This is a genomic window from Prescottella equi, from assembly GCF_002094305.1.
In the GTDB taxonomy this organism is placed as follows: domain Bacteria; phylum Actinomycetota; class Actinomycetes; order Mycobacteriales; family Mycobacteriaceae; genus Prescottella; species Prescottella equi.
Genome location: NZ_LWTX01000011.1, coordinates 20,327 through 36,805, shown reverse-complemented (window position 1 = coordinate 36,805; position 16,479 = coordinate 20,327). Strand labels below are relative to the sequence as shown.

General features: G+C 68.3%; 14 protein-coding genes. 7 read left to right on the top strand and 7 right to left on the bottom strand.

The genetic code is table 11. The annotated features are described in order from the left end of the window. Positions 1-21 precede the first annotated feature (21 nt). The 3 genes from A6I89_RS21335 to nhaA are packed head-to-tail and all read right to left on the bottom strand — an operon-like array spanning position 22 to position 2,768. A complete protein-coding gene (locus A6I89_RS21335) occupies positions 22-957 on the bottom strand; it encodes an alpha/beta fold hydrolase (RefSeq protein WP_022593832.1) in 936 nt (311 codons plus the stop codon). Positions 958-977: 20 nt separating this feature from the next. Continuing rightward, positions 978-1,502, bottom strand: a complete 525-nt coding sequence (locus A6I89_RS21330) for a phage holin family protein (RefSeq protein WP_022593834.1) — start codon at positions 1,500-1,502, stop codon at positions 978-980. A 57-nt stretch (positions 1,503-1,559) separates the two neighbouring features. Beyond that, positions 1,560-2,768, bottom strand: coding sequence for a Na+/H+ antiporter NhaA (gene nhaA / locus A6I89_RS21325; RefSeq protein WP_005515873.1), 1,209 nt, complete (start codon positions 2,766-2,768; stop codon positions 1,560-1,562). Between the two features lie 270 nt (positions 2,769-3,038). Between nhaA and A6I89_RS21320 the strand changes: the two genes are divergently transcribed. Both A6I89_RS21320 and A6I89_RS21315 read left to right on the top strand, forming a co-directional pair. Continuing rightward, a complete protein-coding gene (locus A6I89_RS21320) occupies positions 3,039-4,400 on the top strand; it encodes an MFS transporter (RefSeq protein ID WP_037085731.1) in 1,362 nt (453 codons plus the stop codon). Positions 4,401-4,610: 210 nt separating this feature from the next. Next, a complete protein-coding gene (locus A6I89_RS21315) occupies positions 4,611-5,348 on the top strand; it encodes a DUF7507 domain-containing protein (RefSeq protein ID WP_022593836.1) in 738 nt (245 codons plus the stop codon). 87 nt (positions 5,349-5,435) lie between these two features. Here A6I89_RS21315 and A6I89_RS21310 read toward each other — a convergent pair whose 3' ends face one another. The 4 genes from A6I89_RS21310 to A6I89_RS21295 form a co-directional block, all read right to left on the bottom strand. Next, entirely contained in the window at positions 5,436-5,798 is a 363-nt protein-coding gene (locus A6I89_RS21310) for a Zn-ribbon domain-containing OB-fold protein (RefSeq protein ID WP_022593838.1), read from the bottom strand. Between the two features lie 153 nt (positions 5,799-5,951). Next, on the bottom strand, positions 5,952-8,267 hold the full coding sequence (locus A6I89_RS21305) for an ATP-binding protein (RefSeq protein ID WP_022593840.1): 2,316 nt from the start codon (positions 8,265-8,267) through the stop codon (positions 5,952-5,954). Positions 8,268-8,326: 59 nt separating this feature from the next. Next, complete coding sequence (locus A6I89_RS21300) at positions 8,327-9,490, bottom strand: CaiB/BaiF CoA transferase family protein (protein ID WP_005515866.1); 1,164 nt, start codon at positions 9,488-9,490, stop codon at positions 8,327-8,329. Next, on the bottom strand, positions 9,487-10,293 hold the full coding sequence (locus A6I89_RS21295) for an enoyl-CoA hydratase-related protein (RefSeq protein ID WP_005515865.1): 807 nt from the start codon (positions 10,291-10,293) through the stop codon (positions 9,487-9,489). The genes A6I89_RS21300 and A6I89_RS21295 overlap by 4 nt, the downstream gene beginning before the upstream one ends. 296 nt (positions 10,294-10,589) lie before the next feature. Between A6I89_RS21295 and A6I89_RS21290 the strand changes: the two genes are divergently transcribed. The 5 genes from A6I89_RS21290 to A6I89_RS21270 are packed head-to-tail and all read left to right on the top strand — an operon-like array spanning position 10,590 to position 16,425. Beyond that, a complete protein-coding gene (locus A6I89_RS21290; protein ID WP_044990393.1) occupies positions 10,590-11,723 on the top strand; it encodes an acyl-CoA dehydrogenase family protein in 1,134 nt (377 codons plus the stop codon). 5 nt (positions 11,724-11,728) lie between these two features. Beyond that, complete coding sequence (locus A6I89_RS21285; protein ID WP_005515862.1) at positions 11,729-12,835, top strand: acyl-CoA dehydrogenase family protein; 1,107 nt, start codon at positions 11,729-11,731, stop codon at positions 12,833-12,835. A 1-nt stretch (position 12,836) separates the two neighbouring features. Next, the gene (locus A6I89_RS21280; protein ID WP_080559286.1) at positions 12,837-13,859 is read left to right on the top strand and encodes an alpha/beta hydrolase; all 1,023 of its coding nucleotides are present in this window, start codon (positions 12,837-12,839) and stop codon (positions 13,857-13,859) included. Then, the gene (locus A6I89_RS21275; protein WP_005515860.1) at positions 13,856-15,319 is read left to right on the top strand and encodes an aldehyde dehydrogenase; all 1,464 of its coding nucleotides are present in this window, start codon (positions 13,856-13,858) and stop codon (positions 15,317-15,319) included. Before A6I89_RS21280 ends, A6I89_RS21275 begins: the two co-directional genes overlap by 4 nt. Next, positions 15,316-16,425, top strand: coding sequence for an NDMA-dependent alcohol dehydrogenase (locus A6I89_RS21270; protein WP_044990395.1), 1,110 nt, complete (start codon positions 15,316-15,318; stop codon positions 16,423-16,425). The genes A6I89_RS21275 and A6I89_RS21270 overlap by 4 nt, the downstream gene beginning before the upstream one ends. Positions 16,426-16,479: the final 54 nt, after the last annotated feature.

Sequence of the window (16,479 nt, the reverse complement as noted above, 5' to 3'; positions counted from 1 at the left end):
CAGGGCCGGGTCAGGTGATGGTCAGCGTGACGCGAGGGCGAAACGCAGCAGTTCCGCGGTCACCTCGGCGGGCGCCTCCTGGTGCGCGAAATGGCCGACCTCCGGGATCGAGTGCAGTTGCTGGCCGGGCGCGAGCCGGGTGGACCGCTCGACGGTCCGCTTCGACACGTACGGGTCCAGGTCGCCGTGGATCTGCAGGACGGGTATCCGCAACGTGTGATCCATCGCCGTCATGAAGCGGTGGCCGTCGGGGCGGAACTGGCTGCGGAACGCCCACCGCTGGTACTCCAGCGCCGAGTGGGCGACGCGTGGGATGCGGATCGCGGACCGTAGTCGGCGGACCACCTCCGGGAACTCGTCGGACTGCACCCAGGCCGGCCCTGATCGGGCGCGCAACAGACGCTCCACCTCGGCGCCCTGGTCCTGCAGCAGCCGCCGCTCGGGACGCCACGGCACCTGGTAGCGAAGGAACGTCGGCAGCAGGGCCCGCCGCTGACGACGGTCGCGCAGCACGGCGTCCTTGAGCGCGATCGGGTGCGGCGAACTGACCAGGCCGATGGAGCGCACCAGCCGGGGGTGCAGGAGAGCGGTGGCCCAGCAGACGAGGCCACCGTCGGCGTGGCCGACGAGGGTCGCGTCGGTGTGGCCCATCGCGCGGATCAGGCCGGCGATGTCGCCGGCGAGGGTCCATCCGTCGTAGCCGCGGGGCGGGGTGTCGGTGTCGCCGTAGCCGCGCAGGTCGACCGCGACGGTCCGGAAGCCGGCGTCGGCCAGCGGGGTCAGCTGGTGGCGCCACGTCCACCAGAAGTCGGCGAAGCCGTGCAGGAGCACGACGAGCGGGGCGTCGGGGTGGGACGGGCCGGCCTCGGCGATGTGGATACGGATGCCGTTGGCGTGGATGTCCCGATGTGTCCACGGTCCGTCGAAACGGACCGTGGACGGATCTGGTTGGGTCACTGATCGGGCCTCGGCAACGATCAGCCGGCGGTGCCCGTTCCGGTGCCGAGCGGGGAGCCTGCCTCCGGACGCTGGCCGGGCAGCACCGTGGCAGCCTGCTTGAGGGAATCGATCGTCTTGTTCGGTGCGCGGAGCTTGCGGACCCGCAGGTAGCCGAGCAGCGCGAGCACCCCGGTCACGACCAGCATCAGCGCGAAGACGATGAGGAACGACGCCCACCGGTCCAGCCACACGCTGAGCAGTTCGGCGAGGAAGAAGAAGAAGAAGAACGCGCTGAAGACCAGCACGGACAGCGCGAGGATGAAGAAGAGGCTGCCCTGCACGCCCTTCTTGACCTCACTGGTCACCTCGGCCTTCGCGAGTTCCACCTCGGCGCGGAACAGCGTCGAGACCTGGGCGGTCGCGTCGCGCACGAGGGTGCCGATCGAGGCGGTCTCGGGGTTGTGGGGATCGGTCAGGGGGATCGAGGAGATCGTCGTCGGGACCCCGTCGCCCATCGCCCGGCTGCCGTTTCCGGTGACTCCACTGCCGTTGGTGACACTCACTTCTCGACCCCTCCAGGTAGCTCTGACGCGCGGGTAGCTGTGACGTGCGAGTGGGCCTCACACATCGGTGGCAGCGGCGCGGGCCTGATGGACCCGTCCGCGTCGCAACAGTAGCGCCGATCCGATCAGTGACGCAGCCAACGACGTCATGAGCACCGCGGCCTTCGCGATGTCCGCTTCGCTGCCGTCGCCGACACCCGCGAGAGCGAGATCGGCCACCAGAAGGCTAACCGTGAACCCGATGGCGCCGAGCACCGACAGGGCGAACATGTCGCGGAAACCGAGCGAGCGCGGCTTGGTGGCGATCCCGAGCCGGATCGCCAGCCACGAGATCCCGAAGATTCCGACGGTCTTGCCGACCAGCAGGCCGAGGATGATCGCGAGCGAGATCCGGTCGGTGAACAGCGCGCCGAGGACCTCCCCGTTGATGGGGACACCGGAGGCGAACAGCGCGAACAGCGGCACGCACACGGCCGCGGACCACGGCTGCAGACGATGCTCGAGCCGGGCGGCGGGGGAGTACTCCTCGTCGGGATCGGTGCGGACCCGGGTGAGCAGGCCCAGTGCAACGCCCGCGAGCGTCGCGTGGATGCCGGCCTCGTGGACGCTGTACCAGGTCAGCAGCGCGAGCGGGACGTACAGGAACGGCGTGGTGATCCGGCGGTGCTGCGCATACCAGTAGACGACCAGGCACACGACCGCTGTGAGGATCCACAGCATCGCGATCGACGCGGTGAACAGGACCGCGATGAGGATGATTGCGAGAAGGTCGTCGACCACGGCGAGGCTGAGAAGGAAGACGCGGGCGCTGGCCGGGATGCGTGAACCGGTGAGGGCGAGGACGCCGAGCGCGAACGCGATGTCGGTGGCGACGGGGATCGCCCAGCCGCGGTCCATGCCGGGCGCACCGGCGCCGACGACGGCGGCGATGATCGCGGGCAGCAGTACGCCGCCGCACGCCGCGATGATCGGCAACAGCGCCTTCTTGCGGTCGGCGAGCTCACCCACGACGAGTTCACGTTTGAGTTCGAGGCCCGCGACGAAGAAGAAGATCGCGAGCAGACCGTCCTGCGCCCACGTGCCGAGCGACAGGTTCAGGTGGATCGCGCTGGGCCCGATCTGCCAGTCCCGAAGCGTGGTGTAGGCGTCCGAGAGGGGAGAGTTTGCCCACAGGACCGCAACCGCGGCGGCGATCAGGAGAATTGATCCGCCGACCGTCTCCGTGCGGAGATAGCGGCCGAGTTCGGAGCGTGCGGCAGAAATCAAGGAAAGCCTCTCACCAGGAGTTTCGACGGGTACGGCAGAACATCGCCGACCAGACTTCCCGGCACACCTCCATAGATCTTAACGCGCTCTTTGCAACCGATCAGTCCGTCGTCCGTGGTTGCGACGTGTCCGCGCGACGTGTTCAAATCCTACGGTTTGGGATGGGCTTCCACTGAGTGGAAGCCGCCGTCGGGGCCCGTGGGGGACAGTGGTGCAGGAGAAAGTCGCGTGAGCAAGGGTGTGGAGTCCGCCGAACGCGGGCAGGACGAGTTGTCGGCGTCGCCCGACGACGGGACGGTGGCCGGTGTGCCGCGCAGTCGCATCGTCGTGGCCAGCATGGTCGGTACGTCGATCGAGTTCTACGACTTCTACATCTATGCGACGGCCGCGGTATCGGTCTTCCCGCACCTGTTCTTCCCCAAGGGCAACGACACGACGGCACTGCTCGCGTCGTTCGCGACCTTCGGACTCGCGTTCGTCGCCCGTCCGCTCGGCTCGATCCTGTTCGGCCATTTCGGTGACCGGATCGGCCGTAAGGCCACACTCGTCGGCTCGCTGCTCACGATGGGCATCGCGACGTTCCTGATCGGCCTGCTGCCCACCTACCACGCGGTGGGACTGTGGGCGCCTGCGCTGCTGGCGCTGATGCGCTTCTGTCAGGGTCTCGGCCTCGGCGGAGAGTGGTCCGGTGCCGCGCTGCTCGCGACGGAGACCGCGAAGAGCGGCAAGCGTGCGTGGGCCGCGATGTGGCCGCAGTTGGGTGCCCCCATCGGCTTCTTCTTCGCCAACGGCCTGTTCCTGCTGATCACGTTGGCACTCGGTTACACCAGCAGTTCGAACCCGGACCTCGACAGCGCATTCCTCACGTGGGGCTGGCGTATCCCGTTCCTGCTCAGCGCGCTGATGGTGATGATCGGTCTCTACGTGCGTCTCAAGCTTGAGGAGACGCCGGTGTTCGCCCGCGCGGTCGCGAACGGCGAGAAGGTCAAGACTCCGCTCAAGCAGGTCTTCAAGACCAGCTGGCGTCAGCTGATCATCGGCACGTTCGTGATGCTCGCGACGTACACGCTCTTCTACATCATGACGACGTGGGTGCTCAGCTACGGCACCGGCAAGACCGCCGCCGACGGTGGGTACGGCGCGGGCTTCCAGTACCGGGACTTCCTGGTGCTGCAGCTGGTGGCGGTGCTGTTCTTCGCGGCGACGATCCCGGTCGCCGGCTGGCTCGCCGACCGCTACGGCCGACGCATCACCCTGCTGGTCATCACCGCCGCCATGATGGTTTTCGGTCTGACCTTCGGAGTCCTGCTCGCGGCCGAGGGCATGACCGACGCCCGGATGCTGGTGTTCCTGATCATCGGCATGGTGCTGATGGGTCTGACGTTCGGCCCCATGAGCGCGGTGCTGCCGGAACTGTTCCCCACGAATGTCCGCTACACGGGTTCGGGTATCGCCTACAACACCGCGAGCATTCTCGGTGCGGCGGTTGCACCGTTCATTGCGACGTGGCTCGCCGAGAGCTACGGCGTCGGCTGGGTCGGCATCTACCTGTTGATCGCGTCGGCCCTGACGTTCGTGTCGCTGCTGGTCATGCGCGAGACCAAGGACGAATCGCTCGACGACGTCGCCTGACGCCGGAGCTCGGACGGGCACGCTTCCGCACTGCGGGGGCGTGCCCGTTTTCGTCGTGTGTGGGTGTTTTTCCGGGAATCGGAAAACTGTGAGCCGATTTCATTCGCGCGCGTCGAGTGCGGATATCCAGTATGTTCCGAAACGCTTGTAATGCGCGGCATCTGAGTTCGAACCCGTTTTGTCCTCGTGTGACGAAAAGGAGTTTCCAGAGTGCGTAATCCAGTTCTCCGGATTTCGGCCGTCGGCGTGCTCACCGCCCTGGTCGCCCTGACGACGGTGGTCACCGGCCCGCCGAGCATCGCCCAGCCTCCCGCCGGCGTCCTCACGCTCGCGAAGTCGGCGTCGCCGGAGACGGGGCTCGCATCGGGCGACACCGTCACCTACACATTCGTCGTGACCAACAGCGGGACGACGGCGGTCTCCGGAATCGCCGTGGAGGAGACTGCCTTCACCGGTTCGGGCGGGGCGCCCGGTGTCACGTGCGAGTCGGACACGGTGGACCCGGGGCAGTCGGTGACGTGCACCGCCGACTACGAGGTGACCGACGCGGATCAGGCCGTGTGTCTCGTCACCAACACGGCCGTGGCGACCGGCGACGCAGAGGGAACGCCCGTCAGATCGGCGCCGGACGCCGCGCGAGTCGTCACGGACTGCGCGGGCGACCTGGCCGGAAGCGCGATCCTGCCTGCGGCACTGGGGTCTGCGGACGCCGGGTCACTGGGCATCCTCGCCCCGCTGGCTCTGGGGTCGTTGGGTGTGGGGTCGCTGGGCTCGTTGGGTGCGCTCGGTGGCCTGATCGGGGTGGCGCTCACCACGCCGTACCAACCGGCCCCGGCCGCCCAGTGCCTGAACCCGCCTTTCCAGAACGTGCCGTTCCCGTACGTGCCGGGGCTGACGTCGCCGTGCCCGGGTGAGCAGAACGGCGGTCGGAACCCCGAGGGCCCCTGATCGAAGGGCCGATTCGAGAGGCTCGAGACAGGCGAGTGGCTCGGGACGCGCAGTCCCGGGCCACTCGTCCGCGTCGAGGTCTCGTTCTCACTGGCGGACGAACAGCGGATACCGCTCGCCGGCAATCATGCGGTCGTAACGGACGCGGGCGCGCTTCTCGCTCTCGTCGAGGGCTCCCGCGATCCAGGCGTACGTCCACGGCCCTTCGTCGAGGGCGACGATCGCGATCGTGTACGGCGTGAAGTCGGTGCAGTTCCGGCTGGGCGAGACCTCGATGACAGTCCACGAGACGATCGATCCGCTGCCGGCAGAGGGTGCCCGGCTGATGTCGGTGCCGCGGCACGACGAACAGATCGCCGCGTCGGGTGCGAGCAGGGCGTCGCAACTGTCGCAGCGGCCGATGGTGAAGGTGTCCACATCGGCGGTGGTGCGGGTGAGTTGAGCGTGCATCGGGAGACCTCGACTTCGTGAAGCTTGGGTTGTCCGGCTCCCACAGTTCCAAGACGGACGCAAGGCCACGACGGTAGAAGTACGCGTAGGCATACCTGTTTCCCGTGCACAGGTACCCGCGTGCGGCGAAGTCCCAGGTCAGGCCGACGCGTCCTAGGTCTCGTGACCCCGTTCGACGACCCACGCGGCGATCTGGGTCCGCGAGTTGAACCCGAGTTTCGCGAGGACGTGTTCGACGTGGCCCTGAACGGTGCGCAGGGAGATGACCAGCTTCTCGGCGATCGCCTTGTTGGTCAGGCCCTGTGCCACCAGTTCGGCAACCTCCTGTTCGCGCGGCGTCAGATCCGACGCCGCGCGCTCGGTCGGGGCTGCCTCGGGTAGCCGGTCGGCGACCGCGAAGTCGACCACCTCGTCGAGCGTCAGCTCGCAGCCGCGGCGGACCGCGGTATCGAAGGCGCGGGAGCCGAGGGCACCCTCGCACAGCGTCCGGGCCTCGTCACGGTTGGACCGGAGCGCGGGGATCACCACACCCGGATTGCCGGCGGCGGACCACAGGGCGTCCGCCGCTCCCAACAGGATCGCCGACCGCTCGAACTGGCCCGCCGCCGCGGCGGTCCACGCAAGGGCCTCGACGGCGATCGCCGTCCCGAGCAGGTCGTCGACGTCGCCGCTCAGCGCCGCCGCCTGCGCGAAGTCCGGGCGGGCTGCGGCCGGGTCGTCGTGCCATTCGGCGAGGCCCCGCATGCACAGCGCGTACGAGCGGTAGATCGACTCGCCGCGGGCGCGGGTGATCTCGAGGACCTCGTCGGTGTACCGGGCGGTCTCCTCACGCCGCCGCAGGACCGCCGTTGCGGTTGCGAGGCCGAGCACGGTGGAGATGTATCGCAGAATGTTGTGTCCGGAGCGGACGGCGTCGACGATGCTGTCGAGCAGGCGGATCGCTTCGGCAGGATCGTCTGCGTAGATCTGGACGTGTCCGGCCGCATGGGTTGCGATGATCTCGGCCAGGCGATCGTCGAGCCGGGCGGCCTCGTCGCGTGCCTCGCGGACGAGCGCCTGGCCCATCGGGACGTCGCCCTGGTTCGCGGCCAGAATCGCCGACGCAGCCAAAGCCTTCACGCGCTCGCGGGTCGGCTCCCCACCCTGAGCGGCGAGCACTCGTGCGAGCCAGAGGCGGCCTTCGTTGAGCAGTCCGCGCGAGATCCAGAAAATGTACAGAACATTCGCGATCCGCAGACCGTTCTCCGCCTCACCGGGTTCGGTGAGGCAGTACTCCAGCGCCGCCGCCAGGTTGGGGCGTTCGCGCTCGATCCTCGTGATCCACGACGACTGGTCCGGACCGATCCATTCCGCCTCCGCCCGGTCCAACAGCATCAGGTACCAGTCCCGATGGCGTCTTCTCAGCTCGGGGAACTCGCCTGCCTCGTGCAACCGCTCGAGTCCGTACTCCCGCAGGTTGTCGAGCAACCGGTAACGCACCACGCCCGGATGCTCCTCACGGATGAGGATCGACTTGTCGACGAGGGACGCGACGACGTCGAGCAGGTCGTGCGACGTGTGCTCCTGCGCGGCGACTGCCTCGGCGGCGTCGAGTTCGAACCCGTGGGTGAACACCGACAGCCGACGCCACAGCTCCCGCTCGTCCGGATTGCACAGGTCGTGGCTCCAGTCGATGCTCATCCGCAGCGTCTGCTGGCGGTCGGGCGCCGATCGACTGCCGCCCGTGAGCAGCCGGAACCGGTCGGTCAACCGTTCGAGGACCTGATCGACCGACATCGCCCGCAGCCGCGCCGCGGCGAGTTCGATGGGCAACGGTAGGCCGTCGAGTTCGGTGCAGATCGCGACGACCGAGTTGCGGTTCTCGTCCGTCAGCTCGAAACCCGGTACGGCGGCGGCCGCGCGCTCGGCGAACAGGTTCACCGCCTCGTACTGGGCGAGCGCCCGTAACGGCGTCGACTCGTCGGGAATCGGGACGGTCATCGGCGGCACCCGCAGCACCATCTCGCCACCGATCGCGAGGGGTTCGCGGCTGGTCGCGAGGATCCGCAGGTCGGGGCTCGACCGCAGCAACGTCTCGGCGAGCTTCGCGACGTCGTCGATGAGGTGCTCGCAGTTGTCCAGCACGAGGAGCAGGTTCCGGGAGGCCAGGTAGTCGGTGAGGACCCGCGTGGTCGGCACCGCCGACTGCTCGCGAAGACCCAATGCCGCGGCCACGGACTCCGCGACGAGCTGCGGATCGCGGCGTTCCCCGAATTCGACCAGCCAGACGCCGTCCGCGAACGATCGCTGCGAGTCGGCTGCCACGCGCAGCGCCAGCCGGGTCTTGCCCACCCCTCCGATGCCGGTCAGCGTCACCAGCCGGGACGCGCCCAGCGCCCGCCTCGTCTCGGCGACCTCGCGGCGCCGGCCGACGAAACTGGTCAGATCGAGAGGCAGGTTGCCGACCTTGCCTCGCACGGCGGGTGCCATCCGTGACCTTCTTTCGGTCTCCTCAGGTCACGGTACGCCTGCTCACGAGGCCGCCGCCGTCACTCGTCGGCCAGCCATCGCTCGACGGCGGCGGTCCCGGCGCCGAGTCGGTCGAGGCTCGCCGCCCGGCTGGGCGATTCCAACGGCGAGGCGCTGAACCGTGTGGCCGCCCGCGGGGCCAGGTAGGTCTCGTTCTCGGAGTCCAGAACCTCGTGGAAGAAGTCCACCGCGGTGAGATGCTCGTCGTCGAACAGGTCGTCGACACTGGAGATCGGCATCGCGGGGACGTCGAGTTCGTCGAGGATCTTCAGCCAGTCCTCGGTGGACCGCTTCTCGAGCAGTTCCTCGAGGAGGACGTACAACTCGTCGATGTTGCGGTTCCGTGCCTCGACGGTCCGGTAACGGTCCTGGTCGAGCAGCTCGGACCTGCCCACGAACTCGAGGAACCGGCGCCAGTGACCCTCGTGGTAGACGACCACGGAGATCAACCCGTCCGACGTCCGATACGGCCGACGATGCGGCGAACGCATCCGCGCGTAACCGGTGGGGCCTTCGGGTGGGACGAATGCACGTCCACCCCACTGCTCCATCAGGGTGAATCCGACGAGGGTTTCGAACATCGGGACCTCGATCGCCTGACCAGAGCCGGAGCGCTCCCGCCAGAACAGCGCCGCGGTGATCGCGTTCGCCGTGGCGAGCCCGGCGACCTTGTCTGCGATCGGGGACGACATGTACGAAGGCTGCTGCGCGACAAGGGTTTGCAACCATGCCAGCCCTGACGCCGCCTGGATGCAGTCGTCGTAGGCGGGACGTCCGGCGTACGGACCGTCGCTGCCGTACCCGGTGACGGCTGCGTGGATCAGCCGGGGGTTGATCTCCAGAGCGGTGTCGGGCCCGATGCCGAGTCGGCGGGCGGCCGTGGGGCGCATGTTGTGCACCAGGCAGTCGGCCCTTCCGATCAGGGCGCGGATGGTCGCGCGCGCCTCGTCGGACTTGAGGTCCAGTTCGATGCTGGACTTGTTCCGGTTGCTCGCCACGAAGACGCTCGCCATGCCAGGGGTCCTTGTCGTCCCGAGGCTACGGGTGATGTCACCCCCCGGCGCCTCGACCTTGATGACGTCCGCCCCCATCTCGGCGAGCAGCTGTGTGCAGTACGGCCCCGAGAACGTCGTGGTGAAGTCCAGTACGCGGATGCCGCCAAGTGGGCCGGTGCCACCACTCATCGCGGGTCGCCCGAAACGATCGGCTTGCTCGGCTTGGTGTCCCAGGCGGCTTCGCCCTTGCGTCCCATCGACCACATCTGGACGCCGCGTTCGATCTCGACGGCCGCGCTCCACGGCACTCCGGGCTGATCGAGCTCGAGTCGAGCGCTGTTCTTGATCCGCCGGGCGAGGAGGGGGTCGCGGGCCGCGATCGCCACCAGTGCCTCTGCCTCGGCGAGGATTTCGTCAGGTTCGGCGGTGTCCCAGGCGAGGCCGCGGCGCACGGCATCGGTGCCCGAGAGTGCCGCACCGAGCACGCCCATCGCGAGTGCCTGTTGGCGCCCGACGGCCCGTCCGAGCAGCGCCAGGTGGCCGCCGCCGGGATGAATGCGCCGCGCGAGGAAGCCGCTGTCGAGCACTGCGTCGGGGGTGACGAGCATGACGTCGGTCGCGAGCGCCAGGTTCAGGCCGGCACCCACCGCCCCGCCGACGACCGCGGACACCGTCGGCACCGGCAGATTGCCGATACGCACGAAGGCGCCGTATACGGCCGAAACACGCGCCACCGCCTCGGACGAGGCCGGCGCGGCGGATGAGACGGCGAGATCGCGGGTGTCCGCGCCGCTGCAGAAGTACGGGCCGACGGAGGCGACGACAACCGCGCCGATCGACTCGTCCTGTTCCACTCGGTCGCAGCATTCGCCGATCTGTGCGGCCATCTCGAGCGTGATCGCGCCTTTTCGGTCCGGGTTGTCGAGGGTGATCCGCGCAATGGAGCCCTCGACGGCGAACAGCACTCGAGGGGTGGCTGGGGACTCGGTCATGGGCAACCTCGCAGACGTCGATTCGGTGGCTCCCGCGCGATCGGAACGCCCGGGTTCGATCAGAATGCAGCACCAAAGATTGGATTACAAGATTGGATCCAATCTGTTGACAAAGTGGCAGGCTCCCTCTTGAATGAAGGCTCGGTAGGGCGAACGATGTTCGCCGACTTACCTTCCCGGATCCCACGCCGCCATCGCGGCGGCCGGGGCCGGTGCCGGAGGCCGCGCGCACGCTGCGCAGCCCAGGACGGCTGATCGGAGCGGGCGGGCACGGTGCGTTGTCGGAAGGTAGTTCATTGCTCACATTGGCAGCAGTAGGTGGCGTCGCCGACGAACTCGTCGCGCTGCGTCTCGAGGTTCGCGAGTTCCTGCGGGAGGAGATCGAGTCCGGTCGTATCCGGACCGAGGCCGACGCGTGGATGTCGGGAATCGACATCGAATTCAGCGGGCGGCTCGCTGCCCGCGGGTGGGTCGGCATGACCATCCCGGTCGAGTACGGAGGTCACGGTCTGACGGCCCTGGAGCGCTACGTCGTCACAGAGGAACTGCTGGCCGCGGGTGCGCCGGTGGCCGCGCACTGGATCGCCGACCGGCAGATGGCGCCGGGAATCCTGCGGAACGGAACGGAAGCGCAGAAGCGCTCGTGCCTACCGGGAATTGCCAAGGGGGAGAGGTTCTTCGCGATCGGAATGAGCGAGCCCGATTCCGGCTCGGACCTGGCGTCCATCCGAACCCGGGCGGTAGAGGTGGAGGGCGGCTGGAGGCTGTCGGGCACCAAGGTCTGGACGAGTGCGGCGCACGTCGCGACCGACATCGTCGTCCTGGCCCGAACGGATCGCGGTGAGTCCCGACACGAGGGTCTGTCGCAGTTCCTGGTCGATCTGCCGCACCCGGACATTCACATCCGGCCGATCGTCACGATCGACGGTGAGCATCACTTCAACGAGGTCGTGTTCGACGATGCCGTGATACCCGCAACCAGTCTGCTCGGCAGGCGTGGCGACGGCTGGCGCCAAGTGACCACGGAACTGTCGAACGAACGCTCGGGTCCCGAGAGGATCCTGAGCACACTCCCGCTGCTGACGGCGTGGGCGAGCCGGGAATCGACCGAGGCGTCGCCGGTCGAACGGCTCGAGATGGGCCGCCTGGTCGGCCGTATGACGGTGTTGCGTCAACTCTCGCTCGCAGTTGCCGACCGCTTACGCGCCGGGAAGAACCCGGTGGCGGAAGCGGCCTTGGTCAAGGATCTCGGCACCCAGTACGAGGGCGACGTCGTGAATGTCGTCCGGCGACACATCCCCTCGGGGCCGGACGCCACAGGCGACACCCTGACCAGGCTCTCGACCCAGTCCGTACTGCACTCGCCGGCTTTCACCCTGCGGGGCGGAACGAACGAGGTGCTGCGCTCGATCGTGGCGAAGGGACTGTGACAGCGATGCGCGAACATCATGCCGAACTCGGGGACGCCGTGCGGGCGGTCCTGGGCACTCGCCGCCGAACCGACTCCCGGCCGGTCGACGAGGTGGACCTTTCGCTGTGGAACGACCTCGAACAGCTCGGTTTCACATCGCTGACCGTGCCGCCCGAGCTGGGTGGATCCGGGGGAGATCTCCTCGACGCCGCCGTGATCCTGCGGGAGTCCGCAACGGCTGCAGTGCCATTGGCGGAGGCGCTCTTCCTGGCCGGCCCGCTGCTCGCGGCCGCCGGACTGCCGTTCCCGCGGGGGCCGATAACGGCCGCGGCCGCCGAGAACGTGGAGCTCGGTCGAGACGGCGACGGGTGGCACCTGTCGGGTGCGGTGCGCGCGGTGCCCTGGATCCCGGGAGCCGACCACGTCGTGCTGCTGGTGCGGCGTGGCGGGCGCGGCGCGGTCGCCCTCGTCCCGACCGGGGAAGCCGGGTTCACGGTGGTCGAGGGCCGCAACCTCGCCGGGGAACCGCGCGGGACCGTCCTGCTGGAACGGGTCCGGGTCGCCGCAATCGAAGACCTGGGGGAGACCGACTGGTTCCGGAGGTTCGAGATGCTCGGCGCCGCCGCGCGGGCCGCCCAGATGGCCGGCGCTGCCGGCGCGGTCCTCGCCGCGACCCGTGAGTACGTCCACGTGCGACACCAGTTCGGTCGGCCGCTGGTTGCCTTCCAGGCCGTCCAGCACCAGTTGGCGCGTCTGGCCGCGGATGTCGTGACGGTCGAGGTGTCCTCGGATGCCGCCGTCATCGCGCTCGTCGACGACGATCCGCACGCTGCCCTGCTCGTCTGTGCTGCCAAGTCCGAGGCGTCCTCGCTCGCCGGGCCGATCGCGTCCGTGGCGCACCAGGCACACGGCGCACTCGGGTTCACGATGGAGCACTCGCTCGGCGCGTTCACGACTCGCCTGTGGGCGTGGCGCGAGGAGTACGGAAACGAACTCCACTGGTGGAACCGAATCGCCGATCTGGTGCGCGAGTCCGACGGCGATCTGTGGGGGTTGGTGACAGGAACGGCACAGATTCGTCCGGGAGATGGACGAATCGATTGGCGGGTCGGTAGTGGCGAGCAAGGCTGACATGACAGCGGAGCTCGCCGCGGACACGGACGACCGGGAGGAGACGACGGTGCTGCAGTGGGACGAGGACGTGCGGGCGGTGCTCGCGGCTCGGCGCGCGAGGCCGACGTTGCAGGAACTCGGTGTCGAGCGGTCCCGCACCATGCTCGAACAAGCCCCCCGGCCCAGCGGGCCCGAGATGCGCAGCGTGCGGTCGACGGAGTTCGACGGGCCGCACGGTCGCGTGCCGGTCCGGATCTACACCCCCGAGGGCTCTGTTTCCCCCGCGCCGGCGCTGGTCTGGTTCCACGGCGGCGGCATGATCATGGGCTCCCTCGAGTCGTGGGATCACCTCGCTCGGGCGCTGGCCGTCGCGTCGGGGGCCGTCGTGGTCAACGTCGGGTACCGCCTCGCGCCGGAACACCGGTATCCGGTAGCCAACGACGAGGCGTATGCCGCCGTGGAATGGGTTGCCGCGCAGCATGTCTCTCTCGGCGTGGATCCCGCGCGCATCGCGGTCGGCGGCGACAGTGCGGGTGGATCGCTCGCCGCCGCGACAGCCCTGCGTGCGCGCGACGCCGGGGGGCCGACGCTGGTTCAGCAGGTCTTGGTGTATCCCGGTATCGAGCGCCGGTCGCCGCGGCAGTCGATGGTCGAGTTCGCGGACAGTCCCTTCCTCTGCGCGACCGATGTGGATTGGATGAAATCCCTCTACCTGGGCGACGACCCCACGGCCGACGATCAGTACGGCGTTCCGGCGCTGGCCGACGATCTGTCGGGTCTGCCGGCCGCAATCGTCGTGTCCGCTCGGTTCGACCCGCTGCGCGACGGTGTCGAGGAGTTCGGCGTGCGGTTGCGCGATGCCGGGGTCGCCACCGCGCTTCTGCGCTATCCCGGTGTGGGGCACGGCTTTCTCGTGCAGGTCGGATCCTTCGCCCGCGCCGATACCGCGGTCGCCGAGATCGGGGCCCTCGTGCGTGCGCGGTTCTCTCGTCCACCTGCTTTCGCCGAAACGCATGCCACCACGTCGGAGGTGCATTCGTGACTGTGCCGGACTACACCCGCAAGAGTCTGTTCATCGGTGGTCGGTGGCACACGCCGCGATCGACGGACTTCCGGCCCGTGCACGAGGCCGCTACGGGGGCGCTGTTGGGCACCGCGCCTCTGGCCGGTCCCGACGACATCGACGCCGCGGTGGCGGCGGCGCGTGCCGCATTCGACAAGGGTCCGTGGCCGCGGATGTCGGTGTCCGAGCGCGGCGCGGCGTTGCGGGCACTGGCCGCGGAACTGGACAGGCGCGGTGACTTCACCGCGGAACTGGTGAGCCGCGAGAACGGTATGCCGTCCGTGATGTCCCGAGGCGCCAACGTCGCGGTTCCGGTCGCACTTCTGCACCGATACGCCGATCTCATCGAGACCGGCGGGCTCGAGGAGGTGCGTTCGAGCCCGCGCGGAGCAACCATCGTCCGCAGGGCTCCGGTGGGTGTCGTGGCGGCGATCGTGCCCTGGAACTTCCCACAGCTGATCGCGATGGCGAAGATCGCGCCCGCACTCGCGGCCGGATGCACCGTGGTGGTGAAACCGTCTCCGGAGACCGCGTTGGACGCCTATGTCCTCGCCGACGCGGCCGAGGCGGTGGGTCTCCCCGACGGCGTGCTCAACATCGTTCCGGCCGAGCGGGATTCAAGTGCCGCCCTGGTGGCTCATCCCGACGTCGACAAGGTGTCCTTCACCGGCGGGACGGCCGCGGGTCGTCATATCGGTGAGGTGTGCGGTCGGCTGCTCCGCCCGGTGACGCTCGAGCTGGGCGGCAAGTCGGCTTCCATCGTCCTCGACGACGCCGATCCGGACGTGTTCGCTGCGCAGCTGGCAGCGACCTCCTTCATCAACAACGGACAGGCATGCGTGCTGCACTCGCGCATCCTGGCTCCGCGGTCACGATACGAGGAGATCGTGAGGATCGTTGCCGAGCAGGCACGCTCACTCGTGGTGGGCGACCCCCTGGACCCCGGCGTCACTTGCGGACCGATGGTCTCGCAGGAGCATCGCGACCGTGTCATGGGGCATATCGAGGCGGCCCGCGCATCGGATGCGCGACTGGTCGCCGGCGGTCGTGCGCTGGACGGGCCGGGTTGGTTCGTCGAACCGACCGTCTTCGCCGACGTCGATCCGCGTAGTCGCCTGGCCCAGGAAGAAGTTTTCGGGCCTGTCGTCGCGGTGATCCGCTACGAGGACGATGACGATGCGGTCGCGATCGCGAACGACAGCCCCTACGGGTTGGCCGGAGCGGTCTGGACCCGCGACGTGGAGCGCGGCGTGGAAATTGCCCGTCGAATCCGGACGGGCACTTTCGGAGTGAACTACTACCAGATGGACCTCGGAGCGCCGTTCGGTGGAACCAAGGCGAGTGGCCTCGGCCGCGAACTCGGTCCCGAAGGACTCGATGCGTTCGTCGAATACCAGTCGATCTATGTCGGCACCTCGGAACGGAAGGTCGGAGTATGAAAACTCGCGCTGCGGTGCTGTGGGCGCCCGGAAAGCCTTGGTCGGTCGAGGAGATCGAGCTGGACGAACCCGCCGCCGGTGAAGTGCTCGTCGAACTGACCGCCAGCGGTCTGTGTCATTCGGACGAGCACTTCCGGGACGGGACGAGCGTGATCGGGTACCCGTTCATCGGTGGTCACGAGGGGTCCGGGATCGTTCGGCGGATCGGTCCCGGGGTCACCGAGCTGGAGCCCGGGGATCATGTCGTCTTCAGCTTCATCCCTGCGTGTGGGAGGTGCCGTTCGTGTGCCCGGGGAATGTCGAGCGTGTGCGACATGGGTGCGCACATCGGAGTAGGAACCCAGATCTCCGACGGCACCTCTCGTCACCGTGTACGCGGTGAGGATGCGCGCTTGATGTGCGTCGTCGGAACGTTCGCCGAGCACACGGTGGTGAATCAGGCGTCGTGCGTGAAGATCACACCCGACGTGCCGCTGGACAAGGCGGCCCTGGTGGGCTGCGGAATCCCCACGGGCTGGGGATCGTCCGTATACGTCGGGAAGGTCACGTCCGGTGACTCGGTGGTCGTTCTCGGCATGGGTGGAGTCGGTTGTGGCGCGGTGCAGGGCGCCGCTCTGTCCGGGGCACGGCACGTGGTGGTGGTCGATCCCTCTCCGTTCAAGCGGGCGGAGGCGAAGAGGTTCGGCGCCACGCACACCGCGGAGACCGTCGAGGAGGCCGGAGCTCTCGTCCGTGAGTTGACCTGGGGGGCCATGGCCGATGTCGTCGTCATCACGGTCGGGGTGATGACCGGTGGACTGCTCGCTCCTGCGATGTCGCTGCTCGGCAAGGGCGGAACCTGTGTCCAGGTCTCCGTCGGCGACCCGGCAGAGACCGCAGTTCAACTGAGCCTCATCGATCTGACGTCGATGCGGAAGACGATCACCGGGTCCTGGTACGGCAACGCCAACCCCCGGTCGGATATCCCGCTCCTGTTGCGTATGTACATGGAGGGCAAGCTACTTCTGGACGAGATGATCACCCGGACGTACACGTTGGACGACATCAACGTCGGATTCGAGGACATGCGCCGGGCCGAGTCGGTTCGCGGAATGATCCTGTTCTGACATACGGCCGGTGCGCCCGGGACGAAGGTCCCGCCCGGTGACGTATGTGGCCAC

Coding starts and splice junctions, on each gene's coding strand:
- A6I89_RS21280 (WP_080559286.1), top strand. CDS start 12,837: ATGACAGCGGAGCTCGCCGCGGACACGGACGACCGGGAGGAGACGACG.
- A6I89_RS21295 (WP_005515865.1), bottom strand. CDS start 10,293: ATGACCGAGTCCCCAGCCACCCCTCGAGTGCTGTTCGCCGTCGAGGGC.
- A6I89_RS21270 (WP_044990395.1), top strand. CDS start 15,316: ATGAAAACTCGCGCTGCGGTGCTGTGGGCGCCCGGAAAGCCTTGGTCG.
- A6I89_RS21310 (WP_022593838.1), bottom strand. CDS start 5,798: ATGCACGCTCAACTCACCCGCACCACCGCCGATGTGGACACCTTCACC.
- A6I89_RS21305 (WP_022593840.1), bottom strand. CDS start 8,267: ATGGCACCCGCCGTGCGAGGCAAGGTCGGCAACCTGCCTCTCGATCTG.
- A6I89_RS21285 (WP_005515862.1), top strand. CDS start 11,729: ATGCGCGAACATCATGCCGAACTCGGGGACGCCGTGCGGGCGGTCCTG.
- A6I89_RS21300 (WP_005515866.1), bottom strand. CDS start 9,490: ATGAGTGGTGGCACCGGCCCACTTGGCGGCATCCGCGTACTGGACTTC.